Origin of the sequence: Metabacillus sp. cB07, assembly GCF_016839225.1 — a bacterium.
Taxonomy (GTDB): Bacteria; Bacillota; Bacilli; order Bacillales; family Bacillaceae; genus Bacillus_P; species Bacillus_P indicus.
In genome coordinates this window covers 507,813-525,544 of the sequence record NZ_CP069296.1, presented here as the reverse complement: position 1 = coordinate 525,544, position 17,732 = coordinate 507,813, and the positions used below count along the sequence as shown (strand labels likewise).

18 protein-coding genes are annotated in these 17,732 nt (G+C 46.1%); 8 read left to right on the top strand and 10 right to left on the bottom strand.

Features of this window, described 5'->3' with window-relative positions; genetic code table 11:
• Window positions 1–109 precede the first annotated feature (109 nt).
• Window positions 110–1,375, top strand: coding sequence for an MDR family MFS transporter (locus JOJ89_RS02770; protein WP_203289517.1), 1,266 nt, complete (start codon window positions 110–112; stop codon window positions 1,373–1,375).
• Between the two features lie 15 nt (window positions 1,376–1,390).
• Here JOJ89_RS02770 and JOJ89_RS02765 read toward each other — a convergent pair whose 3' ends face one another.
• Window positions 1,391–1,993: an MOSC domain-containing protein gene (locus tag JOJ89_RS02765; protein ID WP_035207695.1), complete on the bottom strand. Its 603-nt coding sequence runs from the start codon at window positions 1,991–1,993 to the stop codon at window positions 1,391–1,393.
• A 151-nt stretch (window positions 1,994–2,144) separates the two neighbouring features.
• Between JOJ89_RS02765 and JOJ89_RS02760 the strand changes: the two genes are divergently transcribed.
• On the top strand, window positions 2,145–3,599 hold the full coding sequence (locus JOJ89_RS02760; RefSeq protein ID WP_203289516.1) for an aldehyde dehydrogenase family protein: 1,455 nt from the start codon (window positions 2,145–2,147) through the stop codon (window positions 3,597–3,599).
• A gap of 538 nt (window positions 3,600–4,137) precedes the next feature.
• Here the strand turns inward: JOJ89_RS02760 and JOJ89_RS02755 are convergent.
• From JOJ89_RS02755 to JOJ89_RS02745, 3 genes are read right to left on the bottom strand one after another with little or no spacing between them, the layout of a single operon-like run.
• Entirely contained in the window at window positions 4,138–5,358 is a 1,221-nt protein-coding gene (locus JOJ89_RS02755) for an iron-containing alcohol dehydrogenase (protein WP_203289515.1), read from the bottom strand.
• Window positions 5,358–6,902, bottom strand: coding sequence for an aldehyde dehydrogenase family protein (locus JOJ89_RS02750; protein ID WP_029567129.1), 1,545 nt, complete (start codon window positions 6,900–6,902; stop codon window positions 5,358–5,360). The genes JOJ89_RS02755 and JOJ89_RS02750 overlap by 1 nt, the downstream gene beginning before the upstream one ends.
• Window positions 6,903–6,922: 20 nt before the next feature.
• Complete coding sequence (locus JOJ89_RS02745; RefSeq protein ID WP_029285830.1) at window positions 6,923–7,813, bottom strand: R2-like ligand-binding oxidase; 891 nt, start codon at window positions 7,811–7,813, stop codon at window positions 6,923–6,925.
• A 123-nt stretch (window positions 7,814–7,936) separates the two neighbouring features.
• Between JOJ89_RS02745 and JOJ89_RS02740 the strand changes: the two genes are divergently transcribed.
• On the top strand, window positions 7,937–8,608 hold the full coding sequence (locus JOJ89_RS02740; protein WP_203289514.1) for a response regulator transcription factor: 672 nt from the start codon (window positions 7,937–7,939) through the stop codon (window positions 8,606–8,608).
• A 166-nt stretch (window positions 8,609–8,774) separates the two neighbouring features.
• Entirely contained in the window at window positions 8,775–9,062 is a 288-nt protein-coding gene (locus JOJ89_RS02735) for a 2-acyl-glycerophospho-ethanolamine acyltransferase (protein ID WP_203289513.1), read from the top strand.
• A 62-nt stretch (window positions 9,063–9,124) separates the two neighbouring features.
• On the opposite strand, the gene JOJ89_RS02730 is transcribed toward JOJ89_RS02735, so the two are convergent.
• Window positions 9,125–9,547 (bottom strand): GNAT family N-acetyltransferase, encoded by a 423-nt coding sequence (locus JOJ89_RS02730; RefSeq protein WP_203289512.1) that lies wholly within the window; start codon window positions 9,545–9,547, stop codon window positions 9,125–9,127.
• Between the two features lie 86 nt (window positions 9,548–9,633).
• On the opposite strand from JOJ89_RS02730, the gene JOJ89_RS02725 reads away from it, so the two are divergent.
• Window positions 9,634–9,906, top strand: a complete 273-nt coding sequence (locus JOJ89_RS02725; RefSeq protein ID WP_203290237.1) for an acylphosphatase — start codon at window positions 9,634–9,636, stop codon at window positions 9,904–9,906.
• Here the strand turns inward: JOJ89_RS02725 and JOJ89_RS21225 are convergent.
• From JOJ89_RS21225 to JOJ89_RS02705, 5 genes are all read right to left on the bottom strand, one after another.
• Entirely contained in the window at window positions 9,903–10,034 is a 132-nt protein-coding gene (locus JOJ89_RS21225) for a hypothetical protein (protein WP_277987848.1), read from the bottom strand. The genes JOJ89_RS02725 and JOJ89_RS21225 overlap by 4 nt on opposite strands.
• Complete coding sequence (locus JOJ89_RS02720) at window positions 10,031–10,912, bottom strand: helix-turn-helix transcriptional regulator (RefSeq protein WP_203289511.1); 882 nt, start codon at window positions 10,910–10,912, stop codon at window positions 10,031–10,033. The genes JOJ89_RS21225 and JOJ89_RS02720 overlap by 4 nt, the downstream gene beginning before the upstream one ends.
• Before the next feature lie 103 nt (window positions 10,913–11,015).
• Window positions 11,016–11,471, bottom strand: coding sequence for a hypothetical protein (locus JOJ89_RS02715; RefSeq protein ID WP_203289510.1), 456 nt, complete (start codon window positions 11,469–11,471; stop codon window positions 11,016–11,018).
• A 16-nt stretch (window positions 11,472–11,487) separates the two neighbouring features.
• Complete coding sequence (locus tag JOJ89_RS02710) at window positions 11,488–12,198, bottom strand: alpha/beta fold hydrolase (protein WP_203289509.1); 711 nt, start codon at window positions 12,196–12,198, stop codon at window positions 11,488–11,490.
• 603 nt (window positions 12,199–12,801) lie between these two features.
• Complete coding sequence (locus JOJ89_RS02705; RefSeq protein WP_029567136.1) at window positions 12,802–13,890, bottom strand: nitric oxide synthase oxygenase; 1,089 nt, start codon at window positions 13,888–13,890, stop codon at window positions 12,802–12,804.
• Between the two features lie 412 nt (window positions 13,891–14,302).
• Between JOJ89_RS02705 and JOJ89_RS02700 the strand changes: the two genes are divergently transcribed.
• From JOJ89_RS02700 to JOJ89_RS02690, 3 genes are all read left to right on the top strand, one after another.
• Window positions 14,303–15,946 (top strand): PTS transporter subunit IIBC, encoded by a 1,644-nt coding sequence (locus JOJ89_RS02700; RefSeq protein ID WP_203289508.1) that lies wholly within the window; start codon window positions 14,303–14,305, stop codon window positions 15,944–15,946.
• A gap of 3 nt (window positions 15,947–15,949) precedes the next feature.
• A complete protein-coding gene (locus JOJ89_RS02695; protein ID WP_203289507.1) occupies window positions 15,950–16,741 on the top strand; it encodes an endonuclease/exonuclease/phosphatase family protein in 792 nt (263 codons plus the stop codon).
• 122 nt (window positions 16,742–16,863) lie between these two features.
• A complete protein-coding gene (locus JOJ89_RS02690; protein ID WP_203289506.1) occupies window positions 16,864–17,676 on the top strand; it encodes a YihY/virulence factor BrkB family protein in 813 nt (270 codons plus the stop codon).
• Window positions 17,677–17,732: the final 56 nt, after the last annotated feature.

Below are 17,732 nucleotides of genomic sequence, written 5' to 3'. Positions count from 1 at the left end.
TAAAACCTATACCCTCATGCTGCAGTTCACAAGCTTGAATGTGTTTGCCCCTTTTTGTGCAGCAGGGTATGATGATAGAGGTTTAATCATAAAAAGTGAGGTCAGCAGCATGAGACTTAGAGATTGGGACCGGAATTTAAAGATACGCTTGTTCGGGGAAGCATTGATGAATATTACATACTGGATGTTTTTCCCGTTTTTGACGATTTATTTTGCCGATGAGTTCGGCAAGGAACAGGCCGGATTCCTATTAGTATTTTCACAGGTTTTCTCCGTGCTTGCCAATTTAATGGGAGGCTACTGCGCTGACCGGTTCGGGAGAAAAAAGATGCTCGTCCTCTCTTCAGCGGGACAGGGAGTTTCATTTCTCATATTTGCTCTGTCTGTATCACCATGGCTTGACGCCCCTCTGATCGGATTTGCATGCTTCGCTTTAGCGGGGGTTTTCGGTTCGTTTTACTGGCCTGCAAGCCAGGCTATGATTGCGGATGTGGTAAAGGAAAAAGACCGGAGCAATGTGTTCGCGGTATTTTATACATCAATCAATCTGGCTGTCGTCATCGGCCCTATCTTAGGAGCCATCTTCTATGTGAAATATTTCTTTGAACTCCTCGTCTTTGCAGGGTTCATCTGTTTTCTGCTTTCAGGCATGCTCTTTCTCTGGACAAGAGAAACAGCACCCGAATCCGTGCTGAACAGGAAGGGAAGCACAAAGTGGCATCACTTTCTCCTTCAACAGCTGGGAGAATACAAAATCATCTTCAAAGACCGGGCCTTCCTCCTGTACATTGGTGCCGGTGTTCTTGCGGCACAGACCTTTATGCAGCTTGACATGCTGATGCCCGTCTATACGAAGGAAACCGTTCAAAATGAAGAGCTTTTCTCATTCGGCAGCTGGTCGTTCACACTCGGCGGCGAGCAGGCCTTCGGTTTTCTTCTTTCGGAAAACGGACTGCTGGTCGCCCTGTTGACTATTTCTGTTACGAAATGGATGACTCTGTATAAAGAAAGGAATGTCTTCATTCTTTCTTCCGTCTTATACGCAGTCTCGATCTTCCTTTTCGGACAGTTCAGCTTCTTGTGGGGACTGATCTTCGCCATGGCTTTGTTTACACTCGCCGAATTGATGACTGCCGGCCTGCAACAGAGCTTTGTTTCAAAGCTTGCACCAGAGCATATGCGCGGGCAGTACTTTGCGGCAGCAAGTCTCCGCTATACAGTCGGACGGACCATTGCCCCGCTCTCCATTCCGATGACGGTCTGGTTTGGCTTTCAGTGGACATTCGCCATCCTTGGGATTCTTGCTTTGGCAAGTGCAGCCCTTTATTGGGTGACGTTTGCGGTTTATGAAAAGAGGAGTGAAAAAAGCGCATGATCGATGCGCTTTTTTTTACAGCCGTTTTTCAAACGAACTCCTAAAGCTCCCCGCCAGTTCCTTCACTTCCAAAATCTCTTTGATCGCTTCAGCGTTGAACTTATCCTCGTATTTGATCTTATTGACAAACTCTATGGTCACCTTCTTCGGATGGGACGAAATCCGTTCAAGTGCATCCCCTTTTTTGATCAGTCCCTCTTTTTTCACCCGAAAGTAAAACCCGGTATATCGGGTGTTTTGCACCTGCACAGGAAGATCCTTGACTTCATGTTTCAATGCAAGCTTGAAGCATGGCTGGCGCGGCTGGCTCACTTCAAGCTCGGCTTCTCCGAGGCGGAAGATGTCTCCTATACAGACTTCTTTTTCAGTCATGCCGCTTAATGTCAGGTTTTCTCCGAAAGCACCCGGCAGGAGCTTAAAACCCAGTGTTTTCTCCCAATATGGGTAGTGATCGTAAAAGTAGGCGCAGACCGCCTTGTCTTCACCGCCGTGATTTTTCAGATCCGCCTGGCCGTCCCCTTCAAAATTTGTTTTTTTCAGTATGATCGGCATCTCTGCCGGTTCTTTATAAATGCCGGTTTCAATTTCACGGCCATTGTACAGGACTTTTTTCGGCATTCCGACATTGATGGAAACTATCTTCACCTTGCCTCCGCTCCCTTACCTGTTTATATATCCCTATTTTGCCATAAAATCGGGCTCTGCACATCCAAACGTTTTAAAGAAATAACTTAACGGGAATAGTACGGGATGACAGGAGGAATGCAAAATGAACAACTATACAAAACAATTTATCAATGGTGAATGGACTGAAGGATCGAGCGAAAAGACAATTAAGAACATCAATCCGTTCAGCGGTGAAACGATAAACGAATTCCGCTCTGCAGATGAAGGTGATTTGGACAGAGCCTATCTGGCTGCCGAAAAAGCACAGAAAGAATGGGCAGAAACTCTTCCTCAAAAGAAACAGGAAGTCATGGACAATGTGGCAAAGGCGCTTCTTGAGCGAAAAGACGAAATCATAGATCTTCTCGTAAATGAATCAGGAAGCACAAAAGTAAAAGCAGAAGTGGAATGGGCGGCAACACTTCGGATTGTCAAAGAAGCAAGTACATTCCCGTACCGGATGGAAGGCAAAATTCTCCCTTCCAACATTCCCGGAAAAGAAAACAGGGTGTACCGGACGGCAAAAGGGGTAATCGGCGTCATCGGCCCGTGGAATTTCCCGCTGCATCTTGCCATGCGTTCCGTCGCACCGGCACTTGCCACAGGCAATACAGTTGTCATTAAGCCAGCATCAGAAGCGCCGATTACGTCCGGTTTTTTAATTGGAGAGCTTTTTGAAAACGCAGGAGCTCCCAAGGGCACAGTAAACGTAGTCGCAGGACGGGGCTCAGAGATTGGTGATGCTTTTATTGAACACCGCGTTCCAAAGCTGATTTCCTTTACAGGTTCAACGGAGGTCGGCCGTCACATCGGAGAGCTTGCAGGCAAGCACCTTAAGGATACAGCGCTTGAACTTGGCGGCAACAATGTCATGCTCGTGCTGGCAGACGCAGATCTTGAAAAAGCTGCTGAATCCGCCGCCTTCGGGAAATTCCTTCACCAGGGCCAGATTTGCATGGCGCTGAACCGCATCATTGTAGAAGAAAGTATTCACGATGACTTCGTTGAACTTTTCAAACAAAAAGTCGGTCAGCTTCAAGCTGGTGATCCATCTGACCCTAAAACAGCTGTCGGCCCGCTGATCAACAGCGATCAGATTGAACGGATTCAGTCAGACCTGGAAGACAGTCTGAAAGCAGGAGCTGAAAAGATTGCCGGCGGAGCTGTGAACGGAAACGTCATGGAGCCGGTCGTTCTCACGCACGTAACAAATGACATGCCGATTGCCAAAAATGAAATCTTTGGACCTGTTGCCCCAATCCTAAAAGCAAAAGACGAGGCACACGCCATTGAACTTGCCAACGGTTCCCCGTACGGCTTGAGCGGATCCGTCTTTACAAAGGACCTTCACAGAGGCGTCACCGTTGCCAAACAAATCGAAACCGGCATGATTCACGTAAACGACCAGTCCGTAAACGATGAAGCACATGTAGCCTTCGGAGGGGAAAAAGATTCAGGCCTTGGCCGCTTCGGCGGCGAGTGGGCGCTTGATAAATTCACAACCGTCAAATGGATCGGTGTTCAGGAAAAAGATCGTAGCTATCCGTTTTTCAGCTGACATGAATATATGAAAAAAAAACGAGGCGCTGGAGTTTTGCGCCTCGTTTTTTTTGTGCTATCAAGCTTGCTTTTTTCCCGGCTGATGGTACTTATAATCGTTTTTTGTGCCATCAAGCTTTTCTTCTCACGCACTTGATGGTCCTTATAACCGTTTTTAGTGCCACCAAACTTCTTTCTCACACGCTTGATGGTCCCTATAACCATTTTCAGTGCCACCAAACTTCTTTCTCACGCGCTTGATGGTTCTTATAACCGTTTTTAGTACCACCAAACTTCTTCCTCACGCGCTTGATGGTTCTTATAACCGTTCCCAGTACCACCAAACTTCTTCCTCACGCGCTTGATGGTTCTTATAACCGTTTTTAGTACCACCAAACTTCTTCCTCACGCGCTTGATGGTTCTTATAACCGTATTCAGTGCCACCAAACTTCTTTTTCACGCGCTTGATGGCCCTTATAACTGTTTCTAGTGCCACCAAACTTCTTTCTCACACGCTTGATGGTCTCAAACTTTATCGCGCTCTCTGCTCATTCCCTCAACCCGTAACCCCCGCACCTGTAGGAAGCACTTTCTGGCTGATCGCCTGTATCAGCTCCGGCGGCATTGGGAAAGAGACGGCAGCAGGGTCCATCGCAACAGCCTTCACGATATTCTCTGTATCTTGAGGCGAAACACTGTAGTCTCCAAAATCAGACGGCAATCCTGTTTTCTTCTGCATCAGCCTGATTTTTTCAACAACTCGCTCTAACACCGCCTCCGGGTCCTTGTCCCGGCTCTCCACATTCAGTGCCTCTGCAAGCTGATGGATTTTCGGCAGGTAGAGAGCAGGTATAGTCTCCATAACGGCAGGCAGGAAGACAGCATTTGCAAGACCGTGCGGAATCCGGTACATGGCGCCGTATGCATGGGCAAAATTGTGCACCGGAATGGCATTCAGTGCAAAGCTGAAGGCTGTGATTCCCATAAGGCTTGCATGGAGCATGTCCATTCTTGCTTTCAGGTTCTCCCCGTCCTCCACGGCTTTCACGAGATTCTGCTCAATCAGGCGGACGGCGTGCAGGGCGTATGCATCCGTAAGCGCAGTTGCATTAGGCGAGGCATAGGCTTCAATCGCATGGGTCAGAGCATCAAAGCCTGTGAATGCTGTAATGAACGGCGGCAGCCCCGTCGTCAGATCCGGATCCAGGACCGCAATATCGGCACTAATAAACGGATTAATCATATTTGTTTTCAGCTTCAGATCTTCGTTGTAGATAACGGCAATCGGCGAAACTTCCGATCCGGTTCCAGCTGTTGTCGGAATGGCAATATGCGGGATTGGCATGTGCGTAGCTTCCGGAAACGACTCCATGACAAATCCTCCGGGAATGGCGTCCTTAATGGTTGCTAACCCTTTGTGCAGACAGTATTTCACCCCTTTAACCGTATCAAGCACACTGCCTCCTCCAACCGCGAGGAGTGCGTCTGCACCAGTTTCCCTTGCGAAGCGCAGGGCCTGGTCCACACAGCTGCTCTCTGCATCCTGCCTGATATCCGTGTACACACCTGCAAGAACAGGGCCGTTTCCGTGACCTGCCAACGTGAAAATGGACGCCACTTTATCCACTACCCCCGCTTTTTCAAGGCCTTTATCACTGAACAGCACGACCCGCTTTGCGCCAAGTCCCCTGAATAGATCCGGGACCATCGCCCGTGTATTCGATCCGCTGTAGATACCCGAACGCAGCATAAATTGTGAAAAAGTTGTCGTCAGCATCACTTCTCACCTCTCGTTTCAGCTTTTTCAGAAAACAAAATGCCGTACCAATTGCGTTTATGAAGATCTGTCACCATTGACGTATGCACATGTTTTACTTGTGTGTAGGCATCAAGAGAATGCTTCCCCATCTCCCTGCCAATGCCGCTCTGCTTGTACCCGCCGAACGGTGCATCATTCCGCAGCATGTGCCAGTCGTTGATCCAGACAACTCCTGCCTGCAGCTTTCTGGCAGCTTCATAGGCTTTATTCACATCTCTTGTCCATACACCTGCAGCAAGACCGTAAATGGTATCGTTCGCCATTGCAATGACTTCATCCATACTGGTGTATTTGATGACGCAAAGGACAGGACCGAATATCTCTTCTCTGGCAATTTTCATGTCGTTTGTCACGTTTGTGAAAATCGTCGGTTCAATAAAGGATCCTCCTTCACAGCCGGGCACCGACATTTCTTTGCCGCCGCATACAAGCTCCGCTCCTTCTTCAAGCCCCGACCGGATATAGGACAGAACGGTATCTTTCTGCTGTTTAGAAATAAGCGGCCCCATATCAGATGCGGGATCGAGCGGATTTCCGGGCTTTATGTTTTTCGCCAGCTGCACAAGCCCTTCCACTACTTCATCATGCATGCTTTCATGGACGAACAAACGTGTTCCTGATTCACAAAGCTGTCCTGAATGGAGAAATACGCCGAATAGACTTCCAGGCAATGCAAGGGATAGATCCGCATCTTCAAGAAGAATGTTCGGAGACTTTCCTCCAAGCTCAAGAGTCGTATTTTTCACCGTATCAGCTGCAAGCTTCATGATGTTTCTGCCTACTTCTGTCGATCCTGTAAAAGCCACTTTATCCACGATGGGGTGGCGCACCAGCGCTTCACCTGTTTCAGCACCGGGACCTGTGACAACATTGATGACACCAGGCGGGACAACCTTCGAGATGATTTCAGCCAATTTTAAAGTCGACAGCGGCGTATAGCTCGCCGGCTTAATGACAATCGTATTTCCCATCGCAAGAGCAGGCGCTATTTTCCACGAGGCAATCAGCATCGGCATATTCCATGGAGTGATGGCTGCACATACTCCAACCGGCTCTCTCCAGATGAAATTATGGGCAGGACCCGGAAACGGCGGGACCGGCAGTGTTTCAGAGAATGGATACTCGAGCACGAATTTGCCAAACGTCTGGAACAAGTCGGCCATCTGCAGAATGTCATTGGAGCTGATGCGCCTGATTGTTCCGCCTGAGCTGACGCATTCGAGATAAGCAAGTTCTTCTGCATGCTCTATAATCTGATGGGCTATCGCATACATTACCTTGGAGCGGTCCTTTGGATTCATCTCTCTCCACTCCGCTTGATCAAAGGCAGCTCTTGCCGCCATCACAGCACGGTCAACATCCTCCGCCGTTCCTTTTGCAGCTTTTGCTATTACCTCGCCTGTTGCAGGATTGTTTACATCAAACCACTCCCCTGAAGCAGCACTCTCCCACTTTCCATTAATGAAAAGCGGCATTGTCAGTACATCGACTTTCACACTCATTCGTTTCAGCCTCCTCTTTTTTAAAGTACGCCAACCTCTTTTTCTGTCATTCTGTAAATCTCTTCGATTCTTTTTCCGCGCGCCCTTGCCAAAATATCCATGCGGACAGACAGCTGCTTCATCGTAAAGTGCATGGTATCTTCAATCGTGTGACCGAACGCCGTCTGCTCACCGGCTATGCCTTCCTGGTTCAGCTTAATCGCATACGGAGTCAGCTCGTCCATTTTTTGAGCTACCAAATCAAAAATAGAATCATTCTCGCATATAAGCCTCTGAAGCAGAAACGTCCCGTAGCCTATGTGCCGTGATTCATCCTTTTTCAGCAGACCAACACCTTTTAATAGTCCAGGCATGATATTCGCTTCCTCAAGCGACCGGTAGAATGAAAAATAGCCCGTTTCAGCAAGTACTCCCTCAACGAACATGTTGTAGACAGTCGACGCTTCAGCAATGGCTTCCTGCGACTGATCATGGAGCAGCCTGTCCATTGTCCGGGGCAGAAGCTCGTAAAAAATCTCTTTATATGTCTCTGTATGATAGACGGACAGATCTCCCGTTTCTCCGAGAGCATTTAAAGCAAGCCTGAAAAATTCGGTATGCTTTGCTTCCTCAAATAAAAACGTTGTTAAATACATCTCCTCTTCCAGACGGCCTTCCTTGGCAATCGCCATCATCAGCGGCAGCAAATCAAGTGTGACCGCCTCTTCTCCCGCCTGAAACTGCGAAATCAGCCTCAAGACTTCTGTCCTTTGATCCTGATTCATGCCCTGCCAGTCTCGCTGATCCTGTGAAAAATCAATGTCAGACGGGTTCCAAATCCCAAAACGCTTCGCTTTTTGATAAAGTCTGAACGGGAGAGAGTCCTCCTGAATGCCCCGCGCACTCGTGGTAATGATTTCACGCTTATTCATCGCTACCTCCTGAAAACTTTTTTTCAAAAACACGGCTTCACGTTTGTAAGTGCTTACATAACTATTTTACAATGGGAAGTGGAACCCTCATATTCCTGAAAAAGTAGGGGAGGAAATTGTCGAATGATAGATTCCAAAGTGAGAGATTATGTACGTGAAACGCACAAGATCCATGACTTTTCCAAAAAATGCGAACGGATGGTCCTCGGGTGCATCCGCTTCTTCCCATTCAAGCGGGCAACTCTCTTTACATACTCCGCCTTCAGTAATATCGGTGAAGGCCTGATCCAGGCAGAAGAAGGAAAAATCACCTCCGTCAAATGGATCAAAGAAGATGTCCGAACCATCCCGCCAGTCTATCACGCTCTCAAAAACAACAAGCTCCGGCTCCTTGACCTCACACAAAGCAACGTCCCTTTTCCCGAAAAATATATTCAGCAATTTGACCTCTCAACCATCGCCGTCATCCCGATCAGCCAGTCCAACCATGTCATCGGCTGTGTTCTGGCCGATCAGTACACGGGCTGCAGCCAGTCCATTCACACCCAGCTCGAGCAGCTTTCCAGCTACTTTCAGGAATTTTTCACACACCGCCCTGCGCACAGGCTCAGCAGGCGGGAAACCGAAGTCCTGCAGCACCTCGCAAACGGCCTTTGCATGAAAGAAATGGCGCACTCCATGAACATAAGCGAATACACCGTCCGAGACTACCTGGGCGCCGTCATCCGGAAACTCGGCGTCAGGCACAGAGCAGAAGCTGTGGCGGAGGGGTTGAGAAGGGGGATCATAGTATGAAGACAGAGGCTTCTGTCGAAAGTACTGGAAACTCGAACTGAGCACTGCAGAAATGCCTATGCGGCTTGGCCTGAACAGGCAGAAAAATAAAAACCCTGCACAAGAGTCTGAATCTGACTTTGTGCAGGGTTTGCTTTAACCTTAAAGTGAAAGAAGCGATATACAGATGGAAAGAGAAAAACTAAAAATATTCACTGACATTTCGTTCTATATTGCTCTTTTCGCATTAATCTTTATTCCGTGTTCTGTTTTTATCTCTGGACTGAGTGTATTTGGACTTCTTGCATTTTTTGCTACCTTTATTGGAATTCCATTAAGTATTCTTTCAATGTTCAGCAAAGAGAGCGCAATTAAGAGAATTTTTGCATTGCTTGTAAATTTACTGCCTCTAAGTATTATGGTATTTGCTCTAATAGCAGAGTTTACAGATGAATTTCTTCGAAGTGCTCCTTAAATACGGGCAAAATTCTAAAAGCTTTAATCGAAAAAGATGCATATGAATTCTTCTCCAAAACTCTACCCAAGCGGGCTCCCCATCACCGGACGCCTCATGCACTCATCGGTCTCAAACCCGAACTGTCTGTAAAGCCCGTGCGCATCCTTTGTGGCAAGCCCGAACTTTGTGTTGATCAAATCCGGATGATCAAGGACGCATTGTACGAGCCATTTTCCGAGCCCTTCTCCTCTGGCGTTGTCGTCAATGACTACATCCATCAGCCAGGAGAAGACGGCGCGGTCTGTTATGACTCTTGCAAACCCAAGCTGAGTTCCGCTGCTGTCATAGAGTCCGAAACTTAGTGAATTCCGCACGCTTTCTTCAATCACGTGCACGGGCCTGCCTTTTGCCCAGTACTGGCTGCCGATCCATCCGGCAATCTTGTCTATTTGCAGCAGATTCTGTTCGTCTGATACGAAAAATCCATCTTTTTCCCAATTCACTTTTACCATCTCCTTAAACGATTATCTGACTAGATTATAACGGATGTCTCATGGGTATTGTGATTGTAATGGAGGCGATTTTTGATATGAAAACCATTCATCTAATTGTTTACGGCCATGTCCAGGGTGTCGGATTCCGTTATTTCGCTCAGACCTCAGCCCTATCAGAGAAAGTAACCGGCTGGGTGAAAAATAAAGAAGACGGTACAGTCGAAGCTGTAGCACAGGGGACAGAGAACCAGCTGGAGTCCTTCGTCCATACCCTGCGTTCGGGAAACCGCTATGCACGGGTGGAGGAAATAAAAGTACGCGAAGCAGATCAAAACCAGGCATACGCTGATTTCAAAATCATCCGCTAGATGTTTTTTTTCAGCTTCGCTTTCTTTAAGACGGCTCCTATGACAACCGCTGTCAGCAGGAGCCCGCCTCCGATCCAGATGCTCCCAAGGTGCAGAAGGCTTTTACCCAGTGCTGCTAATCCGCTCATTCCAATTCCTCCTCAAAAGAAAGATTTGCCGGCTCATCATGAAGGTGAGAGGTAAATTCGATGTTTGTAGTAGGAACCGTTTCGTCGACTTCTTCAAATTTCAGCTCGTCCACCCACATTCTTCCCGCTCCTGATAGCAGCGCTCCAATAGAAATGACCGCACCTTCTTCCGGTATATCAAGGACGATGGAGCAATAGTGCCATTCTGTATCCTTCGTAATCGGTCTGTCTCCCATATTGTCAAAGCGCAGAACATCCTGAAGGGCATTGTCCACTCTCATCCACAGTCCGCAAAAGCCGTCCAGATTTTCAGCACGAATAAACCCAGAGAACTTATAGCGTTTGCCCTTATACTTATCCGCTTTTATTTCCTGCATCATTGTTGCAAATTCACCTGGATGCTGCACACTTTTGGCAGCTAAATACCCTGAGCTTTTCCCTGAGTGATAGACTTTCCGATCCAGTCCCATTTCGTAATTAAAGGGATGACTGCCGCTAAGGACCCACCCTTTTACACTTTGATTTTCCATTGAAATTTCCTCCTTCTGCTTCGTCAGGCTGACCATGATCTTCCGGTAGGTACCCGGCGGCAGCTTGTATATCTTTTTAAATGCCCTTGTGAATGATTCCTGGCTGTCAAATTGATAGGATAGAGCGATGTCGAGTATTTTTTCATCTGTATAAAGCAGCATTTTCGCTGCATCCGCTATCCGCCTCGTTCTCACATATTCAGACGCTGACATGCCAAACTCCCTCTGGAACAGCCTGTGAAAGTGGAATTTGGAGTACCCGGCTTCACGGGCAATAATCTCAAGCGGCAGCTCTTTCTGAAGATGATGTTCGATGTAAGCAATTGTTTTTTGAAGGGCTGAATCCATTTCCTCACCTCTTACTGAAAGTTTATCAGGAAAACTTCTCCTTTTTTTGATTTTTCTTGCTAAAAAAAGAGCCCTCTTTTGATAACCGGAGCTCTCACATGCATTATTTGATTTCAATATTTCCAACATACTGCGCCAAACCGCTGTCAGCATCAAGCTCCACTACAAGGATGTACGTCCCCTTTTCTTCCGGAAAAGTAAAGGACCGCTGTTTATCTAAGGGTAATTCCTGTTCGACGCCGTTTTTCCAGAGTGCAGCTTCAAGATCCTCCACCGTGAAATCCTCACTGTCAAACAGCAAATCTATTTTCTGTCCCGGCTGGAACGTCAGCTTCTCTTGCTCATTTGCATACGACAGAACGTCGTCAATTCGTTTTTCCTCAAGCTTGCTGTTTTCACCCGTCCACTTGATGTTTGCTTCCGTTAGCTTTTCAGACTTAGAACTGTCCGAACTGGATAATGTTACGGAAGGCGGGGTGAAATCATAGTCTTCGGCAATACATCCTGCTGATAAAGCCACCAGAAAAATAGTTGTAATGACTTTCAATCTTTTTCTCATAATCTCCCTCTTCATCTTAAGAGTTTTTCAGGAACGTATACAAAGTCTGGGAGTAGAGGTCAGGCTGCTCCCTGTGTACAAGATGTCCGGCAAATGGAATGACAGCGATATTGATTGCTGAGTGCAGCTGCTTATACGCAACAGCAGCCTCGACTTCCAGCTCCTGATTTTCACCGACGATACATAAAACCGGAATCTCTATGCCGGAAACATCACCTGTCGCGTGAAAAGGATAAAAGTCTGCTTCATTAAAAGATTGCAGCAGGGATTTCCAGTCATTCTCCCCGTGGATTTCATTCAAGAACGCAACGGCTTCTTCATTCGCAAACAAGTGCTCATAATGCTCTTCTTCTTCTTTTATTAATTCAGCCCAGTTATCAGGCTCTTTCGGCAGAACTCCGGAAAAACTCAGCGATTTTACTTTTTCAGGGTACTCTTTTGCAAAAAGCAATGCGGCAATCCCTCCGATTGAAACTCCGGCAATGTGACACCGCTCAATCCCGAGATGGTCAATCGTTTCTTTCAAATCCTGCACGCATTGTACAAAATAGTGATCAATCTTTCCAAACGACTTACCATGCCCCCGCAAATCAGGTCTGATCACTTTGAAGTTTTCCGCTGAAAAAAACTCGCTCTGCTCGTTGTATTCCGTATCACCTGTCATTCCCCCAGAATGAATAAGGACGAGAGGCTCTCCTTCTCCTGATACATATGTATGCAAAATCATCCATGCTTCCCCCTGTGCATGACCGTATTAACCGACCATCATTATATATGTAAAATCACATTTCCCCAGTACAAAAAACTCATTGCTAGAAAAACAAACGCAAACACTTTTGCCTTTTCCGGCAATTTTCCTCTGAAGAAAATAAAGCCAATCCCGGCCAATATGTGAAAGCTAATAAAAAGGAGCAGACTCATTTGGTTCACCTCTTTAAGACTAGAAAGCCTTTGGCACTTCCTTATTGCTTAGTTCACGATTTTTTTACTGCACTTATCTCCGCACCGGACCGACTCTAAGTGTCCTTATCCTGCTTTTACAGCACTTATATTCGCTCCGAAGTCACCATAAGTGTACTTATCCTGTTTTTACAGCACTTATCACCGCTCCGGACACACACTAAGTGTTCTTATCCCGCTTTTACAACACTTACCTTCGCTCCAGAGTCACTCAAAATGTTCTTATCCTGCCTTTACAGCACTTATCCCCACTTCAGACTCACACTAAGTGCCCCTAACCAAAATACCTTCATTTTCCATTTTATCACAATCAAAATCACCGCAATACAATAAAACACCCGTCTTTTAAAATGACGGATGCGCTGATCGGTTAATATGCTTTTTCCTGATAAAAGTAATTTGGCTTCACGATTTTGTTCTCGTACTGTTTATGGAAGATATGGGTTGCGGCAGGAGACATTGGCGGGATGAGCCAAGTCCAGTCGCCTGTTACATCTCTTCCTGCTGTTGATTCGTTCTGTTCGAAGCGTTTAAATTGCTGGGCTGCGGTATGGTGGTCCACGATGCTCGCGCCTGCCGCCTTGAAGGAGTGCAGCACGGCTCTGTTGAGTTCAACCAGGGCGCGGTCCTTCCACAATGTTGCTTGTGAAGACGTATCAAGCCCCAGGAGCTCAGCTACTTTCGGCAGCATGTTATACCGGTTTTCATCGGCAAGGTTTCTGGCGCCGATTTCCGTTCCCATATACCATCCGTTAAAAGGAGCAGCCGGGAATGTGATGCCTCCGATTTCAAGCTTCATGTCGGAAATGATCGGAACGGCGTACCACCTGGCATCGAGTTCTTCTAGCTCTGGATAGTCAGGATGTGTAATCGGGATCTGCATGACGATTTCATCCGGGATTTCGTACCACACAGGCATTTCCCCTGCCACCTGGATAACAAGCGGAAGAAGATCGTAGGCTGTCCCCTTTCCTTTCCATCCAAGCGCGAGACATTCTTTTGTGAACGCGACTGAGCCGGGATCGCCGACAACGCCGGAATCTGTCACATACCCTGCGTATCTCAGCAGCTGATGATTCCAGATTCTAACCGGTGCCTGTCCATTTTGTTCCGGTTTAAAAATGGTGATAAGCGGGCGAATTCTGCCGCCGTTTGTTGCAAATTCTATATGCGAGAACAGAGCGTCCCTTATTTCTTCAGGTGTTTCAAGATGTCTTGCATCTGCAACGCGGAGTGTATTCCAAAACAAGCGGCCGATGCATTTGTTGCTGTTCCGCCAGGCCATTTTCGCGCCGTGCTCAAGTTCTTCTGCTGTGAGTTCATAGAAATTGCTTCGGTCATGCAATGACTTAATTTGCAGCAGGCGTGCGGTTGTTTCTTCTTCTGATTTCTCAAGTTCAAGGTAGCATTGCCTGATAAATGGTTCTGCTTCTGACATGTAATCAAGCTGGGTATTCATAAGAGCCTCCTAAATTGCCGGACTTCTATGTAAAGACTTACGGTATTTTTGTGAAAAAAGATCAGTTTTTCCTATTAAAGTATAGCATCTCACTCCGCACACACTTTTACTACAACGAACATTTTCATGAACTTTTCTATTCAGAAAAAACATTTTATAGACGCCTTCCATCAAAACCATGTACATCAAGGGGTTGAGCCCTACTGGAAAAAGTATTCTATAAAAATATGAAAAAAGTAATATTTTTTTGTTGCAATGTGAAAGCCCTTTAATTAAAATAGGTTTATGCAAGCGATTGCACATATTGCACTCATAGTTGCACACCACACTTTAAAAAATAATGTAAGCGATTTTGCCTTTTAATGAATTCGTTTACACCTATTATACTTACAGGAGAAAGAAGGGCAAAAAGATGAAGAACTTATTATCATTCGACTTTTGGCAAAAATTCGGTAAAGCCTTAATGGTCGTAGTAGCCGTAATGCCTGCAGCCGGTATCATGATTTCACTAGGCAAGCTTATTGCAATGACAGGCGGAGACATCACGCTCGTGCAAACGATTGCACGTGTTATGGAAGATATCGGGTGGGGAATCATCACGAATCTTCACATTCTGTTCGCCGTAGCCATCGGGGGATCCTGGGCTAAAGAACGTGCAGGCGGAGCGTTCGCAGCTCTCATCGCATTCGTACTGATTAACCGCATCACTGGTGCTATCTTCGGAGTTAACGCTGCAATGCTTGCAGATCCTGAAGCAACAGTAAACTCTCTTTTCGGACAAGAACTGATTGTTAAAGATTACTTTACTTCTGTACTTGGCGCTCCTGCACTGAACATGGGCGTGTTCGTCGGAATCATCGCAGGTTTCCTTGGTGCAAACCTGTTCAATAAATATTACAACTACAGCAAGCTTCCTGAATCACTTTCATTCTTTAACGGTAAACGCTTCGTTCCTTTCGCAGTAATCGGAGGTTCAGTTGTAACTGCTATCGTTCTTTCACTAGTATGGCCGTTTATCCAAGGTTTGCTTAACGACTTTGGACAATGGATTGCAACATCACGCAACACGGCTCCAGTTGTTGCACCATTTATCTTCGGTGCCCTTGAGCGTCTGCTTCTTCCTTTCGGTCTTCACCATATGCTGACTGTACCGATGAACTATACGTCTCTAGGCGGAACTTATCAAATCCTTACTGGCGGAAGCGCCGGTTCAACAGTTGCAGGACAGGATCCGCTTTGGCTTGCCTGGATTGCTGACTTGAACAACTTCCTTGCTGCAGGTGATACTGCAAGCTACAACAAGCTGCTTGAAGAAGTAACTCCAGCCCGTTTCAAAGTTGGACAAATGATCCTTTCAACTGCTTCTCTTATCGGTATCGCTTTTGCGATGTACCGCAATGTTGATAAAGAAAAACGTTCAAAATACAAATCAATGTTCCTTTCTGCAGGTCTTGCCGTTTTCTTAACAGGTGTAACTGAGCCAATCGAATTCATGTTCATGTTCGCTGCACCACTTCTATATGTTGTATACGCGATCACAACTGGTCTTGCATTCGCAATCGTCGATATTATCGACATCCGCGTTCACTCATTTGGATTTATTGAGCTTCTGACACGTACACCGATGATCATTAAAGCAGGATTATGGCTTGACCTTGTCAACTTCTTCCTTGCATGTGCCGTGTTCTTCGGACTGAACTTTGGAATTGCGAACTTCCTGATCAAACGTTTCAACTTCCCGACTCCGGGACGCAACGGAAACTACATCGATTCTGAAGAGCCTGCTGCAAAAACAACAACAGGTGAAGTAAACAAAGACTCACAGGCTTCTGCAATTATTACTTTGCTTGGAGGTTCTGGTAATATTGAAGATGTAGATGCTTGTATGACACGTCTTCGTGTAACAGTTAAAGACCCTTCAGTTGTTGCAAATGAAGCGCAATGGAAAGAAAACGGCGCGCTTGGTTTAATTATTAAAGACAAAGGCGTTCAAGCCATCTACGGACCGAAAGCAGATGTTTTAAAATCTGACATTCAAGATACGTTAGGAGCTTAAACGATGAAATTATTAACGCTTAATTGTCATTCCTGGCAAGAAGAAAATCAGATGGAAAAAATCAGGACACTCGCGCTTGCCATCAAAGAACAATCTTATGATGTGATTGCCCTTCAGGAGGTAAGCCAGCGGGTGGAAGAGCCCGTCCTGTATGACGGAGTCAAACAAAACAATTATGCGTTAGTGCTGCTTGATGAACTGAAAAAACTTGGTGTTGCCGGATATGAGCTGGTATGGGGATTTGCCCATATCGGCTATCCGGGCTTTGAAGAAGGCTTGGCCATTCTGACAAAGCATCCGGTCGTTGACTCAGAAGTGTTCTCCGTCACAAAAGGCAAAAACACTGACTACTGGAAAACGCGTTCCATCGTCCGTGCGGATATCGACTATAACGGACAGGAAATTTCTTTTTACTCCTGTCACCTCGGCTGGTGGCACGATGAAGAAGAACCATGCAAATACCAGCTCGACTCTCTTCTTCAAAAGGTTGACCTTGATAAGCCTTCCTTCTTAATGGGAGACTTCAACAACAGTGCTGAAATTAGAGATGAAGGGTATGATTATCTTCTGTCACATGATTTGTATGACACGTACGAACTTGCAGAAGACAAAGACTCAGGCATCACGGTAAAAGGAAAAATTGCCGGATGGGATGAAAACAAGAAAGATTTGAGAATTGACCTGATCCTTGTAAATAAGGAAGTCAAAGTTCATTCTTCAAAGGTTATTTTCAATGATGACAATAGACCGGTTGTTTCTGATCATTACGGTGTTGAAACTGAAATCAGCATGTAAGACCAAGGCTGCTTCTTTAAAAAGAGGCAGCTTTTTTATGTTACAGTGATCTTTTTTTCTCCTCTTTGCGTTTATCCTATCGTTCCCCCGGGAAAGTATAAAGGTTATAGGGAGGCAGATGTATGAAAGATTTATTCAGAAGAATTCACCAGCACGAATTAAACGACCTGTCTGCAGTTATCGCATACTATTTACTTTTATCCCTGTTTCCGCTGCTTATTTTCTTAATTGCGCTGTTTCCTTATTTTTCGCTTGATGTCACGCCGCTTTTGACATGGATTAATCATTATGTGCCTTCAGAGACAGCTGAGCTTTTAACGGAGCAGATCCGAAGCCTGTTCGGAGAAACCAACAGTTACATCCTTGCATTTGGCTTATTGGCTGCCTTATGGTCTGCAAGCAATGCCACACACATTCTAATCAGAGCATTCAACCGGGCTCTTGAAATTAAAGAAACGCGCCCCTTTATTAAGGTGCGCATAGATGCACTTCTGCTTGCTGCAGGACTGATCATTACGATTACGATTGCTTTGCTCCTGCCTGTATTCGGAAAAGTGATCATCAGCACATTAACGCGCTATGCACCGTTTCTTGAAGCCGTTAATCCGCTTTTAAATCAGGCGAGATGGGTCATTTCCTTTTTCATGATTAATCTCGTCCTGCTTGCGCTGTATTACTTTGCTCCGAATGAAAAGCTGAAGTTTTTTGATATTTACTTCGGATCACTTTTGGCAACATCTCTTTGGAGTTTAAGCTCTTACGGATTTTCTTTTTATGTTGAGAACTTTAAAGCTTTCAATGCTGCATACGGAAGTTTAGGGGGCATAATCATTTTGCTTATCTGGATTTACTTTACTGCCTTTTCCATTTTGCTTGGTGGAGAAGTGAATGCGATGCGCGTCTGCAGGAGAAGGGATAAGTTCTGTCCGGACTGATATTTCCTTAATACACCAGTTTGATAAATTTGGAAGCGGGTATTTCACTTAGAGAA